Genomic DNA, 24,823 nt, shown 5'->3' on the forward strand with positions numbered 1-24,823 from the left:
GAAAGGACGAGGACTATGCAAAAATTTGATTCCAACGAGAAGATTTTGGCCGCCGCTAACGCCGCCGGCAAGAAGATGCTGTTTTTCAGCGCGGACTGGTGCCCGGATTGCACCTTCATCAAGCCGGCCATGCCCGCCATCGAGGCCGAGTACCCGGACTACCAGTTCATCTACGTTGACCGCGACGAGAACATCGAGATTGCCCAGGACAAGGGTGTCATGGGCATCCCAAGCTTCATCGCCATCGAAGACGGCAAGGAAATTGGCCGCTTCGTCAACGGCGACCGCAAGACCCGCCAGGAGGTTGAGACCTTCATCAACGGCTTGCCAGCATAATTAAGGAGGACGATTACCAGTATGTTGATCACCAGTGTTAACCATCAGGCGTGGGGGGACACCCTCGTCGCCGTGCTCGGTCCGGATCCGGACCAGCAGACCGTGCGCGTTGCCCAGGACATCGTGGGCATCTACGACGAACAAGGCAGCGCCGTGGGCTTCAACTTCTTTCACGCCAGCCAATGGGTCGGTGAGCTCGAAGGCGAGGGTCAGGTGTTCTTGGACGCGGCCCAAGTGGCCAAGCTCAACGCCGCGCTTGCCGCGGCGGACCTGCCCGGCACGCTTGAGGTCGATGGCTCGCACCTGGTGATTGGCAAAATCGTCGGCTTTGAGCCGCACCCGGATTCCGACCACCTGCACATCACGCAGGTCGACCTGGGCGATGGCCACACCGAGCAGATCGTCTGCGGCGCGCCGAACGCCGCTCTGGGGCAGACCGTGGTGGCGGCGACGCCCGGCACCATGATGCCGGATGGCAAGCTGATCTGGCCGGGTGAGCTGCGCGGCGTCGCATCGTACGGCATGCTGTGCGCCGCGCGCGAGCTGGCCATCCCGAACGCGCCGCAGCAGCGCGGCATCCTGATTATGCCCGACGACATCGCGGCAGGCACCGCCTACGATCCGACCGTGGCCGCGGCCGTCGTCGCCGCGCAATAGACCCGAACCACAGAACCGCCGACGAGTTCGGCGGTTTTTTGATTGGGGCGGCGCAACGTATGGTAGAATTATGTCATTAGTGAAAATGGGAGTTGATGATATGCCGCACTACGACGGTCCGGCGTTCAACCGGGAACCACACACAACAGAGCCGGCCTATCCACTGCCGAAGTACAAGCCGCGCCAGCCAAAGCCCCGCGCAGACCAGCCTGGGAAAATGGCGGCAGCGGCGGCCAAGCCCGCGCTCGAGGATGCGGGGCGGCACTCCATCGACCCGCTCGCGGCCCTGATCGCGGTGCCCAAGCACCGCCCGCACCCGAAGAAGGTGGTCGTGGACTACGGCGCAATCGTGACCGCGATGCGGCCGGATCCGGCAGCGGTTTATTTGTTCACCACGGCCGCGGACGATGAGGCCGAGGCGCTGACCGCGACTGCGACGGTCGAGGCGCCGGGGGCCCAGACTGTTGGAGACGACCAGCAGGTGGACACCGTCGCGCCGGCACCGGCTGACCCCACGCCGGTTGCTGCCACGGCGACCCCGGACTTCGAACCAATGCCGGCCGATGCGGCTTCAGTTGCAGCCGTTGGCGCTTCGGACGCGGAGGACGCGGCCGACGAGGAAGCACCGGCCGATGCGGCTGTCGAAGACCACGAGCAGATTGTCGAGAACGCAGACGATGATGTGGCGGCCGAGACCGAAGCGACTGCGGCGGTCACCGAAACCGCCGAGGGGTCGAGCCCGAGTGAGCCCGAGAATGTCGGTGCAAACGATGAGCCCGACATCGCCGAGACCGATACAGGGGCAGCGGTGACGGCAGAACCTGATGAACCTGCAGAAACCGCAGAAACTGTCGATGTGGCCGCCTCCCGTGATGACGAAGCGCTTGACGACGTGATCACGACGCCAATCGTTGAGGCGGATGCGGCGGCGACAGGGGATGACCCGACTGCAGCTGCGGATGGCGCACCGATCGCCGGCGAGGCGAAAGTGAGCGAGACTGCGGAGGAGGCCCCGGTGGCCGCCACGGTGTCGGAGCTGATCGCCACCGGCCAGCCACTGCCGGCCGAACCGACGCTCAAGTCGGAGCAAAAGAAGGCGAAGACGCCGGCGGCGCGGCCTTCGAAGCTGCCGAACCCGTACGCGGTGCGGGATTCGGTGCGCGAGTACCTGAAGGCCAAGCGGGCCGCCAAAAAGGCCGCGGTGGGTGTGACCCCGCCGTCGCCTCAGCCAACCATCGCGCAGTCGGCACCGGCCGCGCCGTCGCGCGAGCCGATGACCGGCCCGTCCGCCGCAATCGCGGAACCGGCGCCGACTGACACGTTGACGCCTCATGCTCCGGGCAACACCGATGATGTCGGGGCGGGCGCAGGGGAGGGGGCCGCTACGCCGGCCGCCTTGCGTGTCGCAGAGCCGACGCCACCCGATGTCGTGCCGGCGTTAGCCGTGAGCGCGTCCGAGCCGGAGGCGCTACCCGCGTCGAAGCCGGCTGCGACCACGGCGCCCGAGGCGCCTTACGCGATGCCGCCGTTGAGCCTGCTGGCGCCACCGGTGGTCCAGGATCACGACGCGCTTGAGGGCTGGGTGGCCGACAAGGCCGCGCAGCTGGACGAGACGCTGGCCGCTTTTCACGTCGAGGCCCACACGGTGGCGCACACCGTCGGGCCGACCGTCACCCAGTTCCAGGTGGCGCTCGAGCCGGGGGTCAAGGTCAACAAGATCACTAACCTGACCGACGACCTGAAGCTGGCGCTTGCCGCCAAGGACATCCGCATCGAGGCGCCGATTCCGGGCAAGTCGACGGTCGGCATCGAGATTCCCAACCTCCACCCGCGGCCGGTGATGCTGCGCGAGGTGCTGGGTTCGCCGGTGTTTCAGGACGCCAAGTCACCGCTGACGGTGGCGCTTGGGGTCGACCTGTTCGGCCAGCCTCAGGTCACCACCCTGGACAAAATGCCGCACGGCCTGATCGCCGGCGCCACCGGGTCCGGGAAGTCCGTGTTCATCAACTCGCTTTTGACGTCGCTGCTTTACAAGGCGACGCCGCAGCAGGTGCGGTTGTTGCTCATCGACCCCAAGGCGGTGGAGCTCGCCGTCTACAATGGCCTGCCGCACCTGGTGTCGCCGGTCGTGTCCGACCCCAAGGCCGCAAGCGCGGCGCTGAAGTGGGCGGTCGACGAGATGGAGGAGCGCTACCAGAAGCTCGCGGCGGCCGGGGCCCGCAACCTCAAGCAGTTCAACGAGATGGCGGAGGCGCACGGCGACTACGGGCTGGTGATGCCGCACATCGTGATCATCGTGGACGAGCTGGCCGACCTGATGATGGTCGCGGCCACCGAGTTCCAGGACTACATTGCGCGCATCACGGCCAAGGCACGCGCTGCCGGCATTCACCTGATTGTCGCGACGCAGCGCCCGTCGGTGGACGTGATCACCGGCACCATTAAGAACAACATTCCGACGCGCATCGCCTTCATGGTCGCAAGCCAGGTTGACTCGCGCACCATCATCGACCACAACGGCGCCGAGCGCCTGCTGGGCAAAGGTGATATGCTATACCTTGGCAACGGCGCCAGCCAGCCGATTCGGCTGCAGGGGACGTTCGTGGACCGCGAGATCGAGTCGATCGTCGACTTTGTCAAGCAGCAGCGGGCGCCACAGTACCTGTTCCAGCCGGACAAGCTGGTCGCGCACGCCAACGCCGTTGAGGCGCAGGACGCGCTTTTCCCTGATGTACTCAAGTACCTAGTGGGGGAGAAAAACGTCTCGACGTCCAAGCTGCAACGCGTCTTTTCAATCGGCTACAACCGCGCCGCCAACCTGATCGACGAGCTCGAGATGCGTCACTACATCTCGCCGGCCAACGGGTCCAAGCCGCGCGACGTCTACTTCAACAAGGAAGACCTGCCCAAGCCGATCGACCAAACCGCACATTAAGAGGGGAACACAATTGACAGAAACTGATTACTTCATCGGCATCAAGGGCTCGGGCATGAGCGCCCTGGCCGAAATTTTGCACGACCTGGGCCACACGGTGCTGGGCTCCGACATCACGCAGTACACCTTTACCCAGCGCGGCCTCGCCGCCGCTGGCATCGAGATGCTGCCGTTCGACGCGGCCAACATCAAGCCGGGCTACACCATCATCTGCGGCAACTCGTTCACCGACGAGCACCCAGAGGTCAAGGCCGCCAAGGCGCTCGGCCTGCCGTTTTTCCGCTACCACGAGTACCTCGGCAAGCTGCTGGGCGACTACACCAGCATCGGCGTCGCCGGCGCGCACGGCAAGACCAGCACCACCGGGCTTTTGGCCCACACGCTCAGCGGCATCGAAAAAACGTCCTACCTGATCGGCGACGGCACCGGCAAGGGCACGCCCGATTCCAAGTTCTTCGTCTTCGAGGCCGACGAGTACCGGCGCCACTTCCTCGCGTACGCCCCGGACTACCTGATCATGACCAACATCGACTTCGACCACCCGGACTACTACACCGGCATCGAGGACGTCTACTCGGCCTTCGAGGCGGAGGGCAAGCAGGTCAAAAAGGCGATTTTCGCCTGGGGCGACGACCCGTGGCTGCGCAAGCTCGACGTCGACGTGCCGGTTTACTACTACGGCGAAAAGGACACGGACGACTTCGTGGCCAAAAACATCAGCCGCACCACCACGGGTTCGAGCTTCGACGCCTTCCACGAAGGCCAGCTGATCGGCCACTTCTTCGTGCCGCTGTTCGGGGATCACAGCGTCCTGAACGCCCTGGCCGTCGTGGCCGTCGGCGTCACCGAGCACCTTGATCCGGAGTACATCGCGCGCGAGCTTGCAAGCTTCGCCGGCGTCAAGCGCCGCTTCTCCGAAAAGAAGATGGGGGATGCCGTGATCATCGACGACTACGCGCACCACCCAAGCGAGATCAAGGCGACGCTCGACGCCGCCCGCCAGAAGTACCCGGACAAGCAGGTGGTCGCGGTCTTCCAGCCGCACACCTTCTCGCGCACCATCGCCTACCTCGACGAGTTCGCCGAGACGCTGAGCAGCGCCGATGCCGTGTACGTCACGCCAATTTTCAGCTCCGCGCGCGAGCAGTCCGGCAGCGTGTCGGCCGAAGACCTCGCCGCCAAGATCAAGCAGGGTTACGTCATCAAGCTGGATGACATGTCGCCGCTTCTGGACTACAAGGACGCCGCCTACGTCTTCATGGGCGCCGGCGACATCCAGAAGTACGAGGTCGCCTTCGAGAACCTGCTGTCCGACGTCTCCCCGAAGACCAACTAGAAATCGGGCTTAGGTCCGACGGCCGGCAGCCCGCGACTTGGTACAATGGGTGTATTCACTTACGAGAAAGGACTGATACGATGGAAGAACGTCGTGTTGTCAATGAAACCGGCGTGGCGAGCTTCTTCAACCGGGTTTACGCCACGGTCGGACTGGGAATTGCGGTGACCGGGGCGATTTCCTACCTGCTGGGGAACGTTTTTCAGGCCCAGTACCTGAGCCTGATCGGCCAGCACCCCGTGATGTTCTACGTCCTGATGGCGCTGCCGCTGATCCTGTCGTTCGTCATCAATAACCGGGCGGCGCGCAGCAACGTCGGGTACGCCACGGTGGTGTACCTGCTGATCACAGCGTCGTTCGGCTTCACCTACGCGTCAATCTGGATGGTCTACCCGAGCGCAAACATTACGGCGGCGCTGTTCACCACCGCGATTGTGTTCATCTCCATGTCGGTGTTCGGCCGCGTCACCAACCGCGACCTCAGTCGGCCGGGCGCCATCGCCGGCACCGCGCTGTGGGGTGTGATCCTGATGAGCCTCGCGAACATCTTCTTCATGCACTCAAGCGGCATGAGCCTGCTGATTGCCTACGCCATCCTGATCATCTTCATCATCCTGACGGCCTGGGACAACCAGGCGATTAAGCGCCTGTACCTGACCGCCGACGCCGGTGGCCAGCTCGGCTACAGCATTGGTGCCTTGGCCGTTCAGGGCGCGCTGATGCTCTACCTCGACTTTTTGAACCTGTTCCTGGCGATTCTTCAAATCTTCGGCGGCTCAGACCGCAACTAGCTCCACCGACCGCGCCGTTTCGGCGCGGTTTTTGTGTCCCGGGGCGGAGCCTGGCGCACTTAGCGGAACGAGTAGCTTAGCCAAGGTGCTTGGGCCGCACTTTGGCCCGAGTGACTTGGCGTAGCTAGTCGCTTCCACGTTGCCAGGCGGAGCCCGACGACAACCAGGGCGGAGCGGCGCGTACTTAGTCGGTCGACTAGCGTTGGGATGGCACTTGGGCCGCACTTTGGCCCGAGTGACATCCCTAGCTGGGCGAACCGACGTTGCGCCGCGCAGCCCGACGACAACCAGGGCGGAGCCTGCGCACTTAGGTCACCAGCCAGCGTAAGGTAGCGCGTTGGGCCGTACTTTGGCCCAATGTGAGGTCTTAGCTGGATGAGTGACCGTTGCCAGGCGCAGCCCGACGATAACCAGGCGGAGCCTGGCACAATTAGCAAAACGAGTAGCCCTGCGGTTGCCCGCCACCGCCTTGCGCGGCATGTTACAATGGCAGTAGAAGATGGAGGAGACTCATGGCGAAAGAAAAATTACTGCTGATTGACGGCAGCTCGGTGGCATTCCGTGCGTTTTACGCGCTTTACAACCAGTTGGATCGCTTCACCAACAGCGAGGGCCTGCACACCAACGCGGTGTTCGCGTTCAACAACATGCTCGACAACATCGTGGCCAAGGTCAAGCCTGACCGGATCCTGGTCGCCTTCGACAAAAGCGGCGGCACTTTCCGCACCAAGATGTTCGACGACTACAAGGGCAACCGCGACAAGGCGCCCAGCGAGCTGCTCGAGCAGCTGCCTTTGATCCACGAGATGATTCAAGACCACGGCATGGCCCATTACGCGCTGCAGGACTACGAGGCCGACGACATCATCGGCACGCTGGCCAAGCAGGCCGAGGCCGCCGGCATGGTCACCACAATTGTCACCGGCGACCGCGACCTGACGCAGCTGGCAACCGACGCCGTGACCGTGCAGGTGACCAAGAAGGGCGTCGCGGAGCTTGAGGCCTACACGCCGGCCTACATGCAGGAGAAGCTGGGCATCACGCCGCGCCAGCTGATTGACCTGAAGGGGCTGATGGGGGATACCTCGGACAACTACCCCGGCGTCACCAAGGTCGGGGAGAAGACGGCGCTCAAGCTTTTGGCCCAGTTCGACTCGATCGAGAACCTGTACGCGCACCTCGATGAGCTCAAGCCGAGCAAGATGAAGGAGAACCTGATCAACGACCGGGACAACGCCTTCATGAGCAAAAAGCTGGCGACGATTCTGCAGGACGCGCCGATCGCCATCGGCCTGGACGACATCCGCTACACCGGCCCCGACATCGAGGCGCTGCGCGGGTTGTTCACGCGGCTGGACATGCGCCAGGCGCTGGCCAAGCTGCCGGCCCCGGATCAGGATGCCACGGCGGCGGAGGACGCGCCGACCTACACGGTGCTGACCGACGCGAACCTGGCGCTTTTGCCCACCACCAGCGCGCCGGTGGCCTTCGAGCTCGAGATGCTTGAGGAGAACTACCACGTGGCCGAACCGATCGGCTTTGTCATCGCTACGGCGGAGGCGACCTTCGTGTCCAGCGACGCGACGCTGTTGAGCGTGAAGCCCCTTGCCGATTGGCTGGCCGCCCACGAGCTGACGGTGTTTGACGCCAAGCGCAACCTGGTCGCCGCGTCCCGGCTCGGCGTGACGCTCGGTCCGGTGGTGTTCGACGCGCTGCTTGCGTCTTACCTGCTGAACCCGGACCAAAACAGCAACGACTTCGGCCAGATCGCCCAAGACCACGACTACCGGCTGCCGTTCGACGCCGACGTCTACGGCACCGGCGCCAAGCGCAAGGTCCCGGACGAGCCCAATCTGTTCGCCCACCTGGCCATGAAGGCCAAGGCGCTTTTGGCACTGCGGCCGCACCTGACGGCCGACCTTGAGGAGCAGGACGAAACCAAGCTGTTCACCGACCTCGAGCTGCCGCTGGCCCTGGTTTTGGCCCGGATGGAAATCGCGGGCATCCCGCTGGACCAGCCGGTGCTCGCCAAGATGGGCGACGAATGGACCGCCAGCATGCACGTGCTGGAGGAGAAAATCTACGGCGAGGCGGGGCTGACCTTCAACCTCAACTCGCCCAAGCAGCTGGGCGAGGTCCTGTTCGAGAAGCTGAAGCTGCCGGTGATCAAGAAGACCAAGACCGGCTACTCGACGGCCGTGGAGGTGCTCGAGCAGCTCAAGGACGCAAGCCCGATCGTCCAGGACATCCTGGACTACCGCACCGTGGCGAAGCTGCAGTCCACCTACGTCACCGGCCTGATCAAGGCGGTGCTGCCCGACGGCAAGATCCACACCCGCTACCTGCAGACGCTGACGCAGACCGGCCGGCTCTCGTCGGTCGACCCGAACATGCAAAACATTCCGGCGCGCGGCGTCGGCAAGCAGGTGCGCCACGCCTTCGTGCCGTCGCACCCGGGCTGGCAGATTTTCTCCAGCGATTACTCCCAGATCGAACTGCGCGTGCTCGCGCACATCTCCGGCGACGCCAACATGCAAGAGGCGTTCAAGGAGGACCGCGACATCCACGCCAACACCGCGATGAAGATTTTCGGGCTGACCAGCCCGGACCAGGTGACGCCGGACATGCGGCGGCAGGCCAAGGCGACCAACTTCGGGATCGTGTACGGCATCAGCGACTTCGGCCTAGCCAAAAATATCGGCATCACCCGCAAGCAGGCCAAGGCCTTCATCGACGGGTACTTCGAGCAGTACCCACAGGTCCGCGATTACATGGACCGGATGGTGGCGATTGCGCGCGAGCAGGGCTATGTCGAGACGCTGTTTCACCGCCGGCGCTACCTGGCGCAGATTCACTCGAAGAACTTCAACCTGCGCCAGTTTGCGGAGCGCACCGCGATGAACACCCCGATTCAGGGCAGCGCGGCCGACATCATCAAGGTCGCGATGATCCGCATGCAGCAGATGCTGGACGCGAACCACCTGCAGTCGCGCATGCTGCTGCAGGTGCACGACGAACTGATTTTTGAAGGCCCGGCTGAGGAAATGGCCAAGCTGGCCGAGCTGGTGCCCAAGGTGATGGACTCGGCCGTTGAACTGGCGGTGCCGCTGAAGGTGGAGAGCCACTACGGCGACACCTGGTTTGACGCGAAGTGACAAGGAGGGGCAATGCCAGAATTACCAGAAGTTGAGAATGTTCGGCGCGGCCTGAGTGCGCTGATCACGGGCAAAACGGTCGCGGCGGTGGGCACCGACTGGGAGAAGATCCTGGTCGGCGGCCTGGCCGCGTTCAACCAGGCGCTGCACGGCGCCACGGTGGTTGCCATCGACCGGCGCGGCAAGTACCTGCTGCTGCGCTTTGACAACGACCTGACTCTTGTCTCTCACCTGCGCATGGAGGGTAAGTACCAGCTGGTGCCGGACACCGACTTGCCGCACGACCGCTTCGTGCACGTGTGGTTCACCTTCACCGACGGCTCCGAGCTGCGTTACCACGACATGCGCAAGTTCGGCCGGATGCGGCTGACCGACACCGGCACCGAGTCGCAGGTGGTGGCCGGGCTGGCGAAGATGGGCCCGGAACCGACCGAGGCGGACTTCGCCGCCGCCGCGTTCTACCAGGCGGTGCACAAGCGCCGCGCGCCGATCAAGGCCGTGATCCTAGACCAGACCGTCGTCGCCGGCGTGGGCAACATCTACGCCGACGAGACGCTGTGGGAGAGTAAGCTCAACCCCGCCCAGCCGGCCAACACCCTGACGCGCCGGGAGACCAACCGCCTGCACGATGCGATCATCGCGACGCTGAGTCGGGCGACGGACATGGGCGGCACCTCCGTGCACACCTTCGTCGACGCGACTGGCAGGCGCGGCGGCTTTCAGGAGCAGCTGCACGTGTACGATCGCGAGGGCACGCCCTGCGACCGCTGCGGCACGACCATTGTGAAAACCAAGGTTGGCCAGCGCGGGACGCACTTTTGCCCGCACTGCCAGCCGTTGAGGAAGCGTGAGTTAGCATGACCTATCTTTTGGGATTGACCGGCGGCATCGCCACCGGCAAAAGCACGGTGGCCGCCGTTTTCAAGCGGCTCGGCTGCCCGGTGGTGGACGCGGACGTGATCGCCCGCGAGATTGTGGCCCCCGGCCGCCCCGCGCTGCGCGAGATCGCCGCGGCGTTTGGCCAGGAGATGATTCGCCCGGACGGCACCTTGGACCGGCGTAGGCTGGGCGATGCGGTGTTCAGCGACCCGACCAAGCTCGCGCGCCTCAACGCGATCGACCGCCCGTACCTGCGGGCGGCGATCAACGACGCGCTGGCCGAGGCCAAGGCCTCTGGCGCGCCGGTGGTGGTCGGCGAGATTCCATTGCTGTACGAGACGGATTACGTCGCCGCCTTCGACGGCGTGGCGGTGGTCACGGTGCCGCCGCACCTGCAGCTGGAGCGGCTGATGGCCCGCGACGGCCTGACGCGGGCGGCCGCAACGGCGCGCATCGCCGCGCAGATGCCGCTGGCGGACAAGATCGCGCGCGCCGACTTCCTGATCGATAACTCGCTGGGTGAGCTGGCGCGGATCCAGCAGGTCCGCGAGCTGCTCGCCGCGCTCAGCAGGTAGGGCCGCGACCGCGTCCGTGGTCCGGGTGCGCGGTGCGCTGGTCGGCGCTAGCAAGTGCTGACCGCGCGGTGCGGCCGCTTCCTGAACTGTTGTCATGAAACAGGTGAAACACCACATGTGGCGTGTTATAATGTGGTATCAACTACAAAGAGGGTGGCCTAATGCAATGCCCACATTGTCATCACAACAGTTCGCGGGTCGTTGACTCGCGGCCAACGGACGGCGGCCGCGCGATTCGGCGGCGCCGCGAGTGCGAGAACTGCGGGTTCCGCTTCACGAGCTTCGAGCGCGTGGAGCAGACGCCGCTTTTGGTCATCAAGAAGAACGGCACCCGCGAGGAATTCAACCGCGAGAAGATCCTGAAGGGCCTGATCCGCGCCGCCGAGAAGCGGCCGGTGACGATGGAGCAGATGCAGGGCATCGTCGAGGGCGTGGAGAACAAGCTGCGCGCAATCGGCGAAAACGAGGTCTCCAGCCAGATGATCGGCGAGTACGTGATGAAGCAGCTCGCCGACGTCGACGACGTGGCCTACATCCGCTTCGCCAGCGTCTACCGCCAGTTCAAGGACATGTCCGTGTTCATGCAGGAGCTGCAGGACATGATGAAAAAGGAAAAGCAGTCCAATAAATAGGCGTTGGCGATTGCGCCGGCGCCTTTTTTGGGCGGTGGCGCGGGGCGCCGAAAGGGGGATGCCGGATGGATCGGCCCACTAACTTCATGGCTCAAGACGACTACATCGTCACCCGGGCCACACACTACTCAGACCTCGACCGCGACGTCGCGGTGTGCCTGTACCAGCCACTGATCGGCCCCGCGGCACTGGGGCTGTACCTCAGCCTGTGGCAGACGCTTGATGGCCCGACCGAGATGAGGCGGCGCAAGCAGACCGAGCTGCTCGACCTGCTCGGCATCAGCCTGGACGCGCTTTACGACGCGCGGGTGCGGCTGGAGGCGCTCGGGCTGCTTCAGACTTACACGCAGGCCGATGACGGCGGGCGCTTTTGGGCCTACGAGCTCTACCGGCCGGTGGCCCCCGCGGACTTTTTCGCCGACCCGACGCTCGGCATGCTGCTGTACGACCGGGTCGGGGCCGTGCGCTACAACGAGCTGGTCGCCCGCTACGCCCTGCACACCGTGCACAGCGCAAAGTGGCAGAATGTGTCTGCCAAGCTTTTGGACGTGTTCGCCCTGACGCGTGTGGCGCCGCCGGCCGCGGTCACCACGGCCAACGCCCAGGTGGCGGAGAAGCCGACGCCTGAGGTGACGCTTGGCAACGGCGGGGGCTACGACTGGGCGCTGGTTGCCCAGCTGCTGCGGCGCAGCAACCTGAAGGAAGGTGAGCTGAACCGCAACCAGGCGGGGCTCTACCAGATTGCCCAGTTCTACGGGCTGGCGCCGACGGATTTGGCCCGGCTGATCGAGCAGGCCAGCGATTTTGCCACCGGGGTCCTGGACCTCGCCCAGGTGCGCCGCTTCGCCGAGCAGCAGTACACCAAGCGCGGCGCCCCCCACCTGGTGCCCGCCGGTGCCCCGGCGACCGCGCCGGCCGCCGCCCCCGCGGCCAGCGACCTCGATGCCGCGGAGCAGGCCCTAGTGGCGCGCGCGGCGCAGCGCTCCGTGCGTGACTTTCTGGAGGAAACCAAGAAGGCCAAAAACCCGAACATGTACGCCGCACCCAACGAGGTGGCCGCCCTGCGCAAGCTGGTGCAGCGCCACGTGCTGCCGGATGCGACCATCAACGTGCTGGTCGACTACATCCTGCAGACCAACGACTCGGTGAACCAGGCCTACCTCGACGCCATCGTCAACCGCTGGCTCAAGGCCGGGGTGACCACGCCCCAAAGCGCCCTGGCCGAGATCAAGGCCTTCGCGGCGCGCAAGACCCGCCAGCCCGCTCGGCGCGGTGGCACTCGGCCCGCGCGCCAGGAGAAGATGCCGGCGTGGACCAAGGACGACTACCAACCCAAGGAGCAGACCGTGTCGAGCACGCAGCAGGCGGAGATTGCCGCCAGGCTCGCGGCGCTTCGGCAGCTTGAGGAACAGGGAGGAAGCAGCGAATGAAACCCATGAAAGATGAGCTGGCCCAGCTGATGGACAAGCGCCGCCTCAACCGCGCCTACGCGGAGATGGTGCAAACCGCCGTCGCCGACCCGGCGGTGCAGGACTTCCTGCAGGCCAACGCCGATGCCCTGGCGCCCGACGCCGTCAACCGTGGGGCCGCCAAGATCTACGAGTACGTTTCCGCCCGCGACGGCAAGCTTGAGACGCCGATGCAGCAGGCGGGCTACACGCCGCGCCTGGTGGTGTCCAACCGCCTGATTGACATCACCTACGAGCCGACGGCGGCCAAGCAGGCGCAAGACGCCATGGCCTCCCAAAAGGCCTTGGTGACGTCCTTGAACATGCCCAAGGCGATCGCTTCGGCGCACCTGGCCGACTACGACCCGACCAACCGCGGCGATGCGCTGGTTCAGGCGCTGACCTTCACCACCGAGCTGGCCAAGGCGCCGCAAGCCTTCCACAAGGGCCTGTACTTGACCGGGCCCTTCGGCGTCGGCAAGACCTTCCTGATGGGGGCGATCGCCAACGACCTGGCCAACCAGGGCATCGCCTCCACGCTGGTGCACTGGCCGACCTTCACCGTCGAGATGAAGGCGGCCATCGGCGACAAAACGGTGATGCCCAAGCTCACCGCCATCAAGAAGGCGCCGGTTTTGATGATCGACGACATCGGCGCCGAAAGCCTCAGTCCCTGGATCCGCGACGATGTGCTGGGCATCATCTTGCAGTACCGGATGCAAGAGGAGCTGCCGACCTTGTTCACGTCCAACAAAACGATGCGCGAGCTCACCGACTTTCTGGCCGGCGTCGAGGTCGGCAACAACGAGGGGCTCAAGGCCCAGCGGATCATGGAGCGCATTCGCTTTTTGGCGACCGAGGTCGTGGTCGGCGGCCGCGATCGGCGCAACGGGTAGGCGGTAGGCGAACACCTGTCGCTGGTTTTCAAACTTTTTCACCGGCGGGGCTTGCGCCGCCTGCCGGAACGTGCTTTAATCTAGGTATCGAAGACGAAAGCAATAAGGACCATGTTTCACCAGAGAGCCTCGACCGTGGCTGAAAGTCGAGCAGGACCTGATCCGCACCACTTTCCGAGAGTGCCTCGCTGAGGCCGGGTCGCGTCGTTATGCGCCAATCGAGAGGAAAGCAGTGCTTTCAAGTCGGGTGGAACCGCGTGTTTAGCGTCCCGGATGTCATAATTGACGTCCGGGGCGTTTTCTTTTCCGCCCCTGCTTTCACTACCAAAAGGAGAGATTTCTATGTCGATCAGCATCACATTCCCAGATAACAGCGTCAAGCCTTTCGAGGCCGGCGCCACCGTCCTTGACGTCGCCAAGTCCATCTCCACGTCCCTGGCCGTGCTGCGCCAGACCGGGGCCTTCGTCCTGGCCGCCGCCATCAAGGCCCTGCACCCCGAGACCCGCCTGGGCAAGGGCGCGGCGCAGGAGGACGGCTTCTTCTACGATACCGACCGCGACGACCGTCAGCTGACGATCGACGAGCTGCCGGCCATCGCCGCCAAAATGGCCGAGATCGTCAAGGCCAACCCAGAGATTAAGGCGGCCAGCCTGAGCCGCAGCGAGGCCGAAGCGTACTTTGCCAACGAGCCGTTCAAGCTTCAGCTGCTGGCCAAGATTGACGGCGACCAGATTGACGGCTTCAAGCTCGGTGACTTCTTTGACTTCGAGCTCTCGGCCCTTCTGCCAAGCCTCAAGGACCTGAAGCACTTCTCCCTGCTGAGCGTCGCCGGCGCCTACTGGGAGGGCAAGTCCTCCAACCCGATGCTGCAGCGGATCTACGCGACGGCCTACTACAAGGCGGCGGAGCTTGAAGACGACGCCAAGCGTCGCCAGGAGGCCAAGGAGCGCGACCACCGCAACATCGGCCGCGACCTGGACCTGTTCTTCGTCGATCCCAAGGTCGGTGCGGGCCTGCCTTACTGGATGCCCAACGGCGCGACGATTCGCCGCGTGATCGAGCGCTACATCATCGACAAGGAACTCGCCGATGGCTACGAGCACGTCTACACCCCGGTGCTGGCCAACCTGGATCTTTACAAGACGTCCGGCCACTGGGAGCACTACCGCGAAGACATGTTCCCGCCGATGGACATGGGCGACGGCGAAATGCTTGAGCTGCGGCCGATGAACTGCCCGAGCCACATCCAGGTCTACAAGCACCACATCCGCTCCTACAAGGAACTGCCGCTGCGCATCGCCGAACTGGGCATGATGCACCGCTACGAGAAGTCCGGCGCCCTGTCCGGCCTGCAGCGCGTGCGTGAAATGACCCTGAACGACGGCCACACCTTCGTTGCCCTCGACCAGGTTCAAGAGGAATTCAAGAAGATCCTGCGCCTGATCATGAACGTCTACGAGGACTTCAACATCAACGACTACACCTTCCGCCTGTCCTACCGCGACCCGAAGAACACCGAGAAGTACTTCGACGACGAGGAGATGTGGACCCGCAGCCAGAGCATGCTGAAGGCCGCCATGGACGACCTGGGCCTTGACTACTACGAGGCCGAAGGCGAGGCTGCCTTCTACGGCCCGAAGCTTGACATCCAGACCAAGACCGCGCTTGGCAACGACGAGACCATGTCCACCATTCAGCTGGACTTCATGCTGCCTGAGCGCTTCGGCCTGACCTACGTCGGCAACGACAACCAGGAGCACCGCCCGGTCATGATCCACCGCGGCATCGTCGGCACCATGGAACGCTTCATCGCCTACCTGACCGAAATCTACAAGGGTGCCTTCCCAACCTGGCTGGCCCCGACCCAGATTGCGATCATCCCGGTTTCCGACAAGCAGCTGGACTACGCCAAGAACCTGAAGACTTCGCTGCTTGCAGCCGGTCTTCGTCCGGAGCTCGATGCCCGCAACGAGAAGATGGGCTACAAAATTCGTGAGGCCCAGACCAACAAGATTCCGTACACCATCGTGGTGGGGGATGACGAGGTGAACGCGGCCAGCGTGTCCGTTCGCAAGTACGGCCAAAGCGACTCCGAGGAGATGCCGGCCAACATGTTCCTCGAGTCCGTTCAGGCGGAAGTCAAGAACTTCTCCCGGGACGGCAAGCACAAGCGCGGCGAAGGCGCCAAGCTCGCCGACTAGTGCAATCAAAAAGCGTTTCGCAGTCCGTTGCGAAACGCTTTTTTGCTGCCTCCAGGTGGTGCGAGACCGCCGGCCGCTAGCGCCAGTCGATCGTGATGAACTCGCAGTAGCCGATCTTGGCCTGCGGGTGGAACTGGCGCATCACCACCCCGTGGGTGACGCAGGCGATGTGGTGGAAGCCCTGGTCGGCGTAGCGGTCGAACACCGCGGCGGCCCGGGCGCGCACCTGCGCGGCGGTTTCGTAGTCCCAGGGGCTGTCGGGGGTGGCTTGGCCGTGGTGCGCCAAAAAGGCCGCGTGCGCTTCGTCGGCCTGAGCGGCGGTGCGAAGCCTGGTGCCCGTCATGTCGGGGCGCCACTCGTGCAGCCCGAGTTCCACCTGCACGGGAATCGTGGTGTGGCGGGTCAGCTCAAGCGCCGTCTGCAGGGCCCGGGTGTAAGGGGAGCTGAGCAGCAGTTCCACGCCTTGAAGCCGGGGGTCACGCGCCGCGGCCTGGGCGATGGCAACGCCGCGCGGGGTGAGCTGGCTGAAATCCAGCCCGAAGCCGAAGTAGTCGGCGGCCCGGACCTGGCCGTAGTCGGGTTCGGAGTGGCGAATCAAGTCAATCTGCATGGTGGCCTCCTGTTTTTGGCCAGTGTACCGCCTTGGGGAAGCGGATGCAAGCGGGCGGCGCTGCTTGCACCGGCAACGCCGGCGTGCTAAGCTGTCTCCTAGAAATGGAGGCGGTAGGGTGATCCTGCAACTTTGGGGCTCGTGGTTCCTGCTTTTTGGGGTGACCGAGCTGATTGCGATGGGGCTGTTGACCGGCAGCGTGCTGCTGCTCGCGACCCTGCCCGGGCGGCGCGACCGGCGGATGATGCGCCTGTTGGCCCACAACGGGCGGGGGTTCATCCTGATCTGGCTTTTGGTGATGGCCCTGGCGCTTTGGGCCGTGTACGGCATCGCGAGCTGGTGGTTTGCACTGATCGCCTTTGAACCGCACGGGGTTGCGGTGTTCGGCAGCGTTGGCATCGCGGCGGTGACGTGGCTGGCCAACCTGATTCTGAAGCGGCGGCAGTGGCTGGACTCGCTGCACCAGTCGCAGTCGGACGACGAATGAAACTTTCATTTGACACCCGACCTGCGATTCCGTATACTAGATAACGTTGAGAAAACAAGCAGAAGTTCCCGCTTCTCACCTATGCCTCTGGCCGCTGGGTTGATATGATCGGTATTTAACGACGCGGCGGGGCTCACAGTGGGCTCTTCGGCGTCCTTGTTTTGTCACAAAATATTTTCGGAGGTGAACTGCCATAGCAAGAGATATGATGGTCAACGACGGGATTCGTTCCCGCGAAGTTCGACTGATTTCCCAGACTGGTGAACAACTCGGGGTCAAGAGTACGCACAAGGCACTCGAGCTTGCGCAATCGGTTAGCCTGGACCTGGTCCTGGTATCGCCGACGGCCAAGCCGCCAGTTGCCCGGATCATGGATTACGGGAAGTTTCGCTTCGAGCTGCAAAAAAAGCAGCGTGAGGCGCGTAAGAAGCAGAAAACCATCAGCATCAAGGAGATCCGCCTGAGCCCGACCATCGGCGAGGCAGACTTCAACACCCGGTTGAAAAACGCGTCCAAGTTCCTTGAAAAAGGGGACAAGGTCAAGGTGACCGTCCGCTTCCGCGGTCGTGCGATCACCCACAAAGACCTCGGACAAAAGGTTCTGGAACAGATGGCCAAGGCCGTTGAGGAATTGGCTACTGTTGAAGCCCGCCCGAAGATGGACGGACGGAGCATGTTCATGATGCTCGCACCAAAAGCTGACAAGAAATAGTCAGACTAAGTCACTAGGAGGAATTATCGTCATGCCAAAATTCAAGACACACCGTGCATCTGCCAAGCGCTTCAAGAAGACCGCTAGTGGTGCTCTGAAGCGGGGTCACGCCTACACCAGCCACCGTTTCCACGGTAAGACCAAGAAGCAACGCCGTCAGTTGCGCAAGTCAGCATTGGTATCCCACTCCGATATGAAGCGGATCCGCCAGATGCTCAGCCAGATGAAGTAATTGCGCGCCGCGCACATTACTCAGTTCGCTTAATTATTAGAGGAGGAATTTCTAATGCCACGTGTTAAAGGTGGAACCGTTACTCGCAAACGTCGTAAGAAGGTCTTAAAGCTCGCCAAGGGCTACCGTGGGGCCAAGCACCTGCTGTTCAAGGCAGCCAATGCTCAGGTCATGGTATCCTACCGCTACGCATTCCGCGACCGTCGCGCTAAGAAGCGCAACTTCCGCTCCCTGTGGATCGCGCGGATCAACGCCGCAGCGCGCCTGAACGACATTTCCTACAGCAAGCTGATGCACGGCTTGAAGGTCGCTAACATCGACATGAACCGCAAGATGCTGGCCGACATCGCCATCGCAGATCCTGCAGGCTTCACGGCCCTTGCAGACGCTGCCAAGAAGGCTTTGGCTTAATCCAACTAGTGCAACCCCCACCGGACTTGTCCGGTGGGGGTTTTGTTTACCAGGGCGAGCGGGGCGAACTTAGCAGGACGGGTAGCCTAGCCAAGGGGATTGGGCCGTACTTTGGCCCGAGCACCATGGCGTAGCTAGCCGCGCCTGCGATGCCCCGAGTAGCCCGACGAAACCAGGGCGAAACGGGGCGAACTTAGCAGGCCGAGTAGCCCGACGAAACCAGGGGGAAGCGGGACGTTTATGCAGGACGGGTCGGTTTTTACTGTACACAGAAATCCGGTGGCAAAGCGGTGAGCGTTGGGTGATAATGGGACTAACGCGTGGCGGCAGACCGCGTGTGGCGCCGGTGACGGCGCCGCAGCGACCGTCGCCCGGCAATGCGGCGCCCAACCGGTGCCCGAGGAGGATGACAATGGACTTTACACAAGTGACCTACAAGCGCCCGAATTCGGCGACGTACCTGGCCGCGATCGCGGCCGGGGCGCACGAGCTCGCGGCGGCCAAGGATGCTGACGCGGCCGTCGCCGTGGCGTCTCGCATCACCGACCTGATCAACGACACGGAATCGATGGGGATGATCGCGCAGATTCGCCACACCATTGACACGCGCGACGCGTTTTACGCCGCCGAGGATGAGTTCTGGAACGACTTCGGCCCGCAGGCGGATGAGGCGCAGACCGCCTACCTCAAGGCGGTGCTGGACAGCCCGTTCAAGGAGGCACTCGGCACCCTTTACCCGAAGCCGTACTTCCTGAAGGCCAAGAACCTGCTGCAGACCAACAAGCCTGAGGTGATCGCGCTTCAGCAAAAGGCCAACGCGCTGGCCTCCGCTTACACCAACCTGATTGCAAGCGCGCAGGTTGACTTCAACGGCCAGACCTACACGCTCGCCCAACTCGGCCCGCTGCGCGACGACGCGGACCGCGCGGTGCGCAAGGGCGCCAATGAGGCTTACTGGGGCTTTTTCGCCGCTCACGAGGCCGAGTTCGACAAGCTCTACGACGACATGGTGCACACCCGGACGGCGATAGCACAGAAGCTCGGATTCAAGGACTTCTCCGAGATGAGCTACGTGTTCATGGACCGCTTCGACTACGACGAGGAGATGGTGGCGACCTACCGCCACGAGGTGCAGACCAAGGTCGTGCCGCTGGTGCTCAAGCAGCGTGCCAAGCAGGCCAAGCGCCTGGGGCTTGACCACCTGGCCTACTACGACCTCGGGGTGCAGTTCAAGTCCGGCAACGCGACGCCGGAGGGCACTGCAGAGGAATTGGTCGCCGCGGCGCAGCAGATGTACCACGAGATGTCGCCCGAGGCGGGGGACTTTTTCGACCACATGATCTCAGATCACCTGCTGGACCTGCTGGCCAAGCCGGGCAAGGCGTCGGGCGGCTACGCGGAGTACATTCCGGCCATTCGCTCCCCGTTCATCTTCGCGAACTTCAACGGCACCTCGGGCGACGTCGACGTGCTGACCCACGAGGCGGGGCACGCCTTCCAGACCTACCTGGCCAAGTGGATTCGCCCGGGGGACTGCGTGTTCCCGACCTTCGAGGCCGCGGAGATTTTCTCCATGAGCATGGAGTTCATCGCCTACCCGTGGATGTCGCACTTCTTCGGCAAGCAGACGGCCAAGTACAAGTACGCCCACCTGCAGGCCGCACTCGAGTTCCTGCCGTACGGCATCCTGGTCGACCTCTACCAGCACCAGGTTTACACGCACCCCGACTGGACGCCGGCCGAGCGCAAGGCCGAGTGGCGCCGGCTGGAAAAACTCTACAACCCGGACAAGGACTACGCCGAGAACCCGGACCTCGAGCGGGGCATCTACTGGATGCGCCAGGGTCACATCTTCGAGTCGCCGTTCTACTACATCGACTACACGATCGCCCAGGTCGTGGCGTACCAGTTCTGGAAGCGATTCAACGTGGACCACGATCCCAAGGCTTGGACCGATTACGAGACGATGGCCAAGGCCGGCGGCAGCCAGACACTGCTCGAATTGCTGGCCACGGGTCACCTGCGCTCGCCGTTTGCGCCCGGCGCCTTGGACGAACTGCTCGCCGCCATCCAGCAGGCGCTGGACGCGGTGGATGACGCGTCGTTATAATCAGCACTAAAAAATCACGGTCGCTTGCGGCCGTGATTTTATTTTTGTCTGGGAGCGGGCATTCAGACGCCCTTCATGATGACCAGCTTGCCGGCCGCGTGGTGCTGCTCCAGCGCGATGTGGCCGGCCTGGACCCCGGCGAGGGAGAACGGGAAGGCGCGGGCGATGCGCAGGTTGAGCGTGCCGGCCGCCGCCAGCGCCAGCAGGGCGGGGAAGGCCTCCTCGGCGCGCACCAGCCCGTGCGCGCCGAGCTGAAGCCGCGTGACCTGCGGCTTGGGGTGCGTCGGGACCTTAGCAAAGGCGGTGGTGACCAGTGTTCCGGTCGGCTTGACCAGGGCCAGCGCCACGCCGCGGTCGGCGCCGTCTCGGACCGCGTTCACCGCGGCGTCCGCGGTGTTTTGGTCAGACTGCCAGTCCGCGCCGTCGTCGTAGGCGGCCGCGACGTCCGCGCCCATGGCCTGCAGGTAGGGGCGATTGGCGGCGCCGGCCACTGCGATGACGCGCAGCCCGGCGGCCTTGGCCAGCTGGACCGTCAGCGCGCCGACGGCACCGGAGGCCCCGACCACAGCCAGCGTCTGGCCGGGCCTTAGGTTCAGCGCCTTCAGCAGCGAGTAGGCGGCGATGCCGGCCTGGCTCAGCCCGGCGGCGACCTCAAGCGGCATGCCGGCCGGCACGCGGGCGATTTTGCCGGTGCTTGCGGTCACCATCTCGCTGTACGCGCCCAACGACCGGTAGTTGAACACCCGCTCGCCCAGCGCGTAGTCCGCGACGCCGTCCCCAAGCGCCGTCACCTCACCGACCAGCTCGACGCCGGGAACAATCGGCATCGGCAGCGGCCGCGACTCGGCCTGCTCGCCGCGGCGGAGGCTGGCGTCGTAAGGGTTGAGGCCAAAGCCGAGCACCGAGATCTGCACCTGGCCGGGCTTGGGCACAGGCGCCTGCGCGTTCACGATGCGAAAGACGTCTGGGGCGCCGAACTGATCAAAACCAAACCGAATCATCTGTCATCCTCCTTGGGCGGCGCATGCCGCACACATTCAACAACGGGTGCTTAACTTCAGTATACCGAGGCCTTTTGGGAACGCAAGAAATCTGCCTCGGCGCCCCGCGCGACCGCCTGCGTGGCGGGGCCGCGCGGAACTTCGCCCACCGACGGGTATAACTTGGGCGTGACGGGTGCTATAATGAGGGGATATGACAACTTTGAAGGAGGCGCCTGCGTGGCTGCATTAACCCCAACCTGGGCGGTCGAGGCCATCTACCGCCTGACCCCCGCAAGCCTGAAGCGACAAGGGATTCAGGTGATCCTGACCGACCTTGACAACACCCTGATTGCCTGGAATAACCCGGACGGTACCCCGGAGCTGCGGGCGTGGCTGGCCGAGATGAAGGCCGCGGACATCACCGTGATGGTTGTGTCCAACAACAACCGCGAACGCATCGCCCGCGCCTTGGCCCGGCTGGACCTGCCGTTTGAACCCCGCGCGCTCAAGCCGCTGCCGGTCGGCATCAACCGGGCGGTGCGCCACCTGGGCGTGGCCAAAACGGCGTGCGTGATGGTCGGCGATCAGCTGTTGACCGACGTCTGGGCCGGCAACGCGGCCGGCGTGCGCACCATTTTGGTGCGGCCGCTCGTCGCGTCGGACCAGTGGAACACGCGCATCAACCGCTTCTTCGAGCGGCTGCTGTTCAAGATGATGAGCCCTGTGCACTACCTGGAGGAACTGAATGACAAACACTGAACTGTTCTGTATCGGCTGCGGCGCCAAGCTGCAAACCGTTGACCCAACCAAGGCCGGGTACCTGCCGGCGGCCACGCTCGCCAAGGCGGATCCCGAGGCGGACCTGTACTGCCAGCGCTGCTTTCGCCTGCGCCACTACAACGAGGTGGCCGACGTTGAGCTGACCGACGACGACTTTCTGCGCCTGTTGAACACGCTGGGTCAAAGCGAAGCGCTGATCGTCAACGTGGTCGACATCTTCGACTTCAACGGCAGCGTCATCCCTGGCCTGCACCGCTTCGTCGGCGACAATCCGGTGGTGCTGGTCGGCAACAAGGCCGACGTGCTACCCAAGTCCATCAACCCGCGGCGCGTGACCACCTGGCTGACCCAGGCCGCGCACGCCCAGGGCCTGCGCCCGGTGCGCACCATCCTCGCCAGCGCGAAGAAGGGCACCGCCGTCGACGACCTGCTCGAGGTGATCGAAAAGGAGCGGGCGGGCCGCGACGTCTACGTGGTCGGCGTGACCAACACCGGCAAGTCGACGTTGATCAACCGCATCATCAGCCAGCTGACCGGCGTGCGCGACCTGATCACCACGTCCAAGTTCCCGGGCACCACGCTGGACCGCATCCAGATTCCGCTGGATGACGGGCACTTTTTGATCGACACCCCGGGGATCATTCACCGCAACCAGATGGCGCACGTGATCGATCCGCGCGACCTGAACCTGGTGGCCCCGACCAAGCCGATTCGCCCGACCGTCTTTCAGCTGAACCCGGGCCAGACCGTTTTCCTGGCGGGCCTGGCGCGCTTCGATTTCTTGCGCGGCAAGAAGTCCGGCTTCACGTTCTACTGTGACAACCAGCTGCTTTTGCACCGCACGAAGCTCGAGAACGCCGACGCCTTTTACGCCAAGCACAAGGGCGGGCTGTTGACCCCGCCGCGGCCGGGCGCCGACTTCCCGCCGCTTGCGCGCTTTGAGTTCACGGCCAAGGAGAAGTCCGACCTCGTGTTTGCCGGGCTGGGCTGGGTGGTGGTGCCGGCCGGCCAGACCGTCGCCGGCTACGCCCCGCAAGGCGTTGATGTTCTGATGCGCAAGGCGCTGATCTAAAGGAGACCAACATGTTAACTGGAAAGCAAAAACGTTACCTGCGGAGCCTGGCCATGACCCAGCGCCCGCTGATCAACCTGGGCAAAAACGGCCTGAGCGACACCTTCGTCGCCGGCGTCAAGGATGCCCTGAACACCCGCGAGCTGATCAAAATCAGCCTGCTTCCGACCGCAGAGGCCACAGCCGCGCAGACCGGCGCGTACCTCAGCGCCAAGATTCCCGGGCTTGAGGTCGCGCAGGTGATCGGCCACAGCCTGGTCGTGTTCCGCGAGGCTGAGCAGGAGGCGGACCGTAAGCTGTCCGCCGAGCTCAAGAAGCTGTAACGATGGCAGGGCGTGAGCAAGTGTTCGCTTCGCAGACCCTGACGCAGCCGGTGATCACGGAGGCGGAAAGCGTCCAGATTCTGGGCCCGCGCAGAAAGCAGGTCGGCCTGTTCGGCGGCACCTTCAACCCGGTGCACAACGGCCACCTGATCATGGCCGAGGCGGTCGGCAGCCAGCTGGGCCTGAATCAGGTCCTGTTCATGCCGGACAACCAGCCGCCGCACGTCGACGCCAAGCAGGCGATCGACGCGGCGGACCGCGTGGCGATGCTTCAGCGCGCCATCGCGGGGAATCCGCGCTTTGGCCTGGAGCTGACCGAGATTCGTCGCGGCGGCGTCAGCTACACCATCGACACGATGCGGGCGCTCAAGAAGCTGCACCCGGACACGGACTACTTTTTCATCATCGGCGCAGACATGGTCAACTACCTGCCCAAGTGGCGGGAGGTGGACGCGCTGGCGAAGCTGGTGACCTTCGTTGGGGTGCGGCGCCGCGGCTTCGTGCCGGCCAGCCCGTACCCGATCGTCTGGGTCGATGCCCCGGTGATCGAGATCAGCTCGACGGACCTGCGCGAGCGCATCCGCACCGGTGCCAGCATCCGCTACCTCGTCCCGGATGGCGTTCGCGAGTACATCGCGGAGAAAGGACTTTACCTTGACTGATATCACGTACCCAAGCAGCCTGACGCACGGCATGAGCCGCGCGGAGATCCTCAATCACCTGCAAAACCGGCTGGACACGCCGCGCTACGAGCACTGCCTGCGCGTCGAGCAAACCGCGCGGGCCTTGGCCAAGCGCTTCGACGCCGACGTCGACCGCGCGGGGCTGGCCGGGCTGTTGCACGACTACGCCAAAGAGGTGCCCGTCAGCACCTACCAAGAGACCATCGTGCGCAACGGCTTTGACCCCGACCTGTTGAACTACAACCGCGGCGTCTGGCACGGCATCGTCGGCACTTGGTTCATCGAGACCGAGGTCGGCATCACCGACAAGCTGGTGCTGCAGGCCATCGCCCGCCACACCACGGGGGACCCCGAGATGACGCTTTTGGACGAGATCATTTTCGTCGCGGACTTCATCGAGCCGGACCGCGCGCTTGCCATCGAGCAAAAAGCGCGGGAGGCGGCCAAGACCGACATGACCGAGGCCACGCGCATCGAGCTTGAGAACACGCTGACGTACCTGATCGCCAACCGCAAAGTGGTGTACCCCAAGACCCTGTTGACCTACAACGCGTTCGTGACGACGCGTGCCTAATAAA

At 64.0% G+C, this 24,823-nt stretch carries 24 protein-coding genes; 22 read left to right on the forward strand and 2 right to left on the reverse strand.

Annotated elements, in window-relative coordinates; genetic code table 11:
• The first annotated feature begins 15 nt into the window (after positions 1–15).
• The 12 genes from LE416_RS02985 (at position 16) to thrS (ending at position 15,842) form a co-directional block, all read left to right on the forward strand.
• Positions 16–336: a thioredoxin family protein gene (locus LE416_RS02985; RefSeq protein WP_225047006.1), complete on the forward strand. Its 321-nt coding sequence runs from the start codon at positions 16–18 to the stop codon at positions 334–336.
• A gap of 21 nt (positions 337–357) precedes the next feature.
• Positions 358–993 (forward strand): YtpR family tRNA-binding protein, encoded by a 636-nt coding sequence (ytpR, locus tag LE416_RS02990; protein ID WP_225047007.1) that lies wholly within the window; start codon positions 358–360, stop codon positions 991–993.
• Between the two features lie 100 nt (positions 994–1,093).
• Positions 1,094–3,928, forward strand: coding sequence for a DNA translocase FtsK (locus tag LE416_RS02995; protein WP_225047008.1), 2,835 nt, complete (start codon positions 1,094–1,096; stop codon positions 3,926–3,928).
• 13 nt (positions 3,929–3,941) lie between these two features.
• A complete protein-coding gene (gene murC / locus LE416_RS03000) occupies positions 3,942–5,264 on the forward strand; it encodes a UDP-N-acetylmuramate--L-alanine ligase (RefSeq protein ID WP_225047009.1) in 1,323 nt (440 codons plus the stop codon).
• An 80-nt stretch (positions 5,265–5,344) separates the two neighbouring features.
• Positions 5,345–6,055, forward strand: a complete 711-nt coding sequence (locus LE416_RS03005; protein ID WP_225047010.1) for a Bax inhibitor-1/YccA family protein — start codon at positions 5,345–5,347, stop codon at positions 6,053–6,055.
• A 512-nt stretch (positions 6,056–6,567) separates the two neighbouring features.
• Positions 6,568–9,210, forward strand: coding sequence for a DNA polymerase I (polA, locus tag LE416_RS03010; RefSeq protein ID WP_225047011.1), 2,643 nt, complete (start codon positions 6,568–6,570; stop codon positions 9,208–9,210).
• 12 nt (positions 9,211–9,222) lie between these two features.
• Entirely contained in the window at positions 9,223–10,071 is an 849-nt protein-coding gene (gene mutM, locus LE416_RS03015; RefSeq protein WP_225047012.1) for a DNA-formamidopyrimidine glycosylase, read from the forward strand.
• Positions 10,068–10,664: a dephospho-CoA kinase gene (coaE, locus tag LE416_RS03020; RefSeq protein WP_225047013.1), complete on the forward strand. Its 597-nt coding sequence runs from the start codon at positions 10,068–10,070 to the stop codon at positions 10,662–10,664. The genes mutM and coaE overlap by 4 nt, the downstream gene beginning before the upstream one ends.
• A 161-nt stretch (positions 10,665–10,825) precedes the next feature.
• Positions 10,826–11,296 (forward strand): transcriptional regulator NrdR, encoded by a 471-nt coding sequence (gene nrdR / locus LE416_RS03025; protein ID WP_225047014.1) that lies wholly within the window; start codon positions 10,826–10,828, stop codon positions 11,294–11,296.
• Between the two features lie 65 nt (positions 11,297–11,361).
• Positions 11,362–12,726, forward strand: coding sequence for a replication initiation and membrane attachment family protein (locus LE416_RS03030; protein ID WP_225047015.1), 1,365 nt, complete (start codon positions 11,362–11,364; stop codon positions 12,724–12,726).
• Positions 12,723–13,640, forward strand: a complete 918-nt coding sequence (dnaI, locus tag LE416_RS03035) for a primosomal protein DnaI (protein ID WP_225047016.1) — start codon at positions 12,723–12,725, stop codon at positions 13,638–13,640. Before LE416_RS03030 ends, dnaI begins: the two co-directional genes overlap by 4 nt.
• 342 nt (positions 13,641–13,982) lie before the next feature.
• Positions 13,983–15,842 (forward strand): threonine--tRNA ligase, encoded by a 1,860-nt coding sequence (thrS, locus tag LE416_RS03040; protein WP_225047017.1) that lies wholly within the window; start codon positions 13,983–13,985, stop codon positions 15,840–15,842.
• Positions 15,843–15,918: 76 nt separating this feature from the next.
• Here the strand turns inward: thrS and LE416_RS03045 are convergent, their stop codons facing one another.
• Complete coding sequence (locus tag LE416_RS03045) at positions 15,919–16,452, reverse strand: histidine phosphatase family protein (protein WP_225047018.1); 534 nt, start codon at positions 16,450–16,452, stop codon at positions 15,919–15,921.
• 118 nt (positions 16,453–16,570) lie between these two features.
• Between LE416_RS03045 and LE416_RS03050 the strand changes: the two genes are divergently transcribed.
• The 5 genes from LE416_RS03050 (at position 16,571) to LE416_RS03070 (ending at position 20,404) form a co-directional block, all read left to right on the forward strand.
• Positions 16,571–16,939: a hypothetical protein gene (locus LE416_RS03050; protein WP_225047019.1), complete on the forward strand. Its 369-nt coding sequence runs from the start codon at positions 16,571–16,573 to the stop codon at positions 16,937–16,939.
• Between the two features lie 205 nt (positions 16,940–17,144).
• The gene (gene infC / locus LE416_RS03055) at positions 17,145–17,651 is read left to right on the forward strand and encodes a translation initiation factor IF-3 (RefSeq protein ID WP_225047020.1); all 507 of its coding nucleotides are present in this window, start codon (positions 17,145–17,147) and stop codon (positions 17,649–17,651) included.
• A 31-nt stretch (positions 17,652–17,682) separates the two neighbouring features.
• Positions 17,683–17,883 carry a 50S ribosomal protein L35 gene (gene rpmI / locus LE416_RS03060; protein WP_003565872.1) on the forward strand — a complete coding sequence of 67 codons (201 nt, stop codon included), beginning with the start codon at positions 17,683–17,685 and terminating at the stop codon, positions 17,881–17,883.
• A 54-nt stretch (positions 17,884–17,937) separates the two neighbouring features.
• Entirely contained in the window at positions 17,938–18,294 is a 357-nt protein-coding gene (gene rplT / locus LE416_RS03065) for a 50S ribosomal protein L20 (RefSeq protein WP_225047021.1), read from the forward strand.
• 412 nt (positions 18,295–18,706) lie between these two features.
• Positions 18,707–20,404, forward strand: a complete 1,698-nt coding sequence (locus tag LE416_RS03070) for a M3 family oligoendopeptidase (RefSeq protein WP_225047022.1) — start codon at positions 18,707–18,709, stop codon at positions 20,402–20,404.
• Positions 20,405–20,466: 62 nt separating this feature from the next.
• Here LE416_RS03070 and LE416_RS03075 read toward each other — a convergent pair whose 3' ends face one another.
• Positions 20,467–21,405: an NADP-dependent oxidoreductase gene (locus LE416_RS03075; protein WP_225047023.1), complete on the reverse strand. Its 939-nt coding sequence runs from the start codon at positions 21,403–21,405 to the stop codon at positions 20,467–20,469.
• A 219-nt stretch (positions 21,406–21,624) separates the two neighbouring features.
• On the opposite strand from LE416_RS03075, the gene LE416_RS03080 reads away from it, so the two are divergent.
• The 5 genes from LE416_RS03080 to yqeK are packed head-to-tail and all read left to right on the forward strand — an operon-like array spanning position 21,625 to position 24,819.
• The gene (locus tag LE416_RS03080; protein WP_225047024.1) at positions 21,625–22,146 is read left to right on the forward strand and encodes a YqeG family HAD IIIA-type phosphatase; all 522 of its coding nucleotides are present in this window, start codon (positions 21,625–21,627) and stop codon (positions 22,144–22,146) included.
• On the forward strand, positions 22,133–23,239 hold the full coding sequence (yqeH, locus tag LE416_RS03085) for a ribosome biogenesis GTPase YqeH (RefSeq protein ID WP_225047025.1): 1,107 nt from the start codon (positions 22,133–22,135) through the stop codon (positions 23,237–23,239). The genes LE416_RS03080 and yqeH overlap by 14 nt, the downstream gene beginning before the upstream one ends.
• An 11-nt stretch (positions 23,240–23,250) precedes the next feature.
• Positions 23,251–23,562 carry a YhbY family RNA-binding protein gene (locus LE416_RS03090; RefSeq protein WP_225047026.1) on the forward strand — a complete coding sequence of 104 codons (312 nt, stop codon included), beginning with the start codon at positions 23,251–23,253 and terminating at the stop codon, positions 23,560–23,562.
• Between the two features lie 2 nt (positions 23,563–23,564).
• The gene (locus LE416_RS03095; protein ID WP_225047027.1) at positions 23,565–24,224 is read left to right on the forward strand and encodes a nicotinate-nucleotide adenylyltransferase; all 660 of its coding nucleotides are present in this window, start codon (positions 23,565–23,567) and stop codon (positions 24,222–24,224) included.
• Positions 24,225–24,255: 31 nt separating this feature from the next.
• Positions 24,256–24,819, forward strand: coding sequence for a bis(5'-nucleosyl)-tetraphosphatase (symmetrical) YqeK (gene yqeK, locus LE416_RS03100; RefSeq protein ID WP_420844377.1), 564 nt, complete (start codon positions 24,256–24,258; stop codon positions 24,817–24,819).
• The last annotated feature ends 4 nt before the right edge of the window (positions 24,820–24,823 follow it).

Origin of the sequence: Lacticaseibacillus kribbianus (assembly GCF_020180945.1) — a bacterium.
In the GTDB taxonomy this organism is placed as follows: Bacteria; Bacillota; Bacilli; order Lactobacillales; family Lactobacillaceae; genus Lacticaseibacillus; species Lacticaseibacillus kribbianus.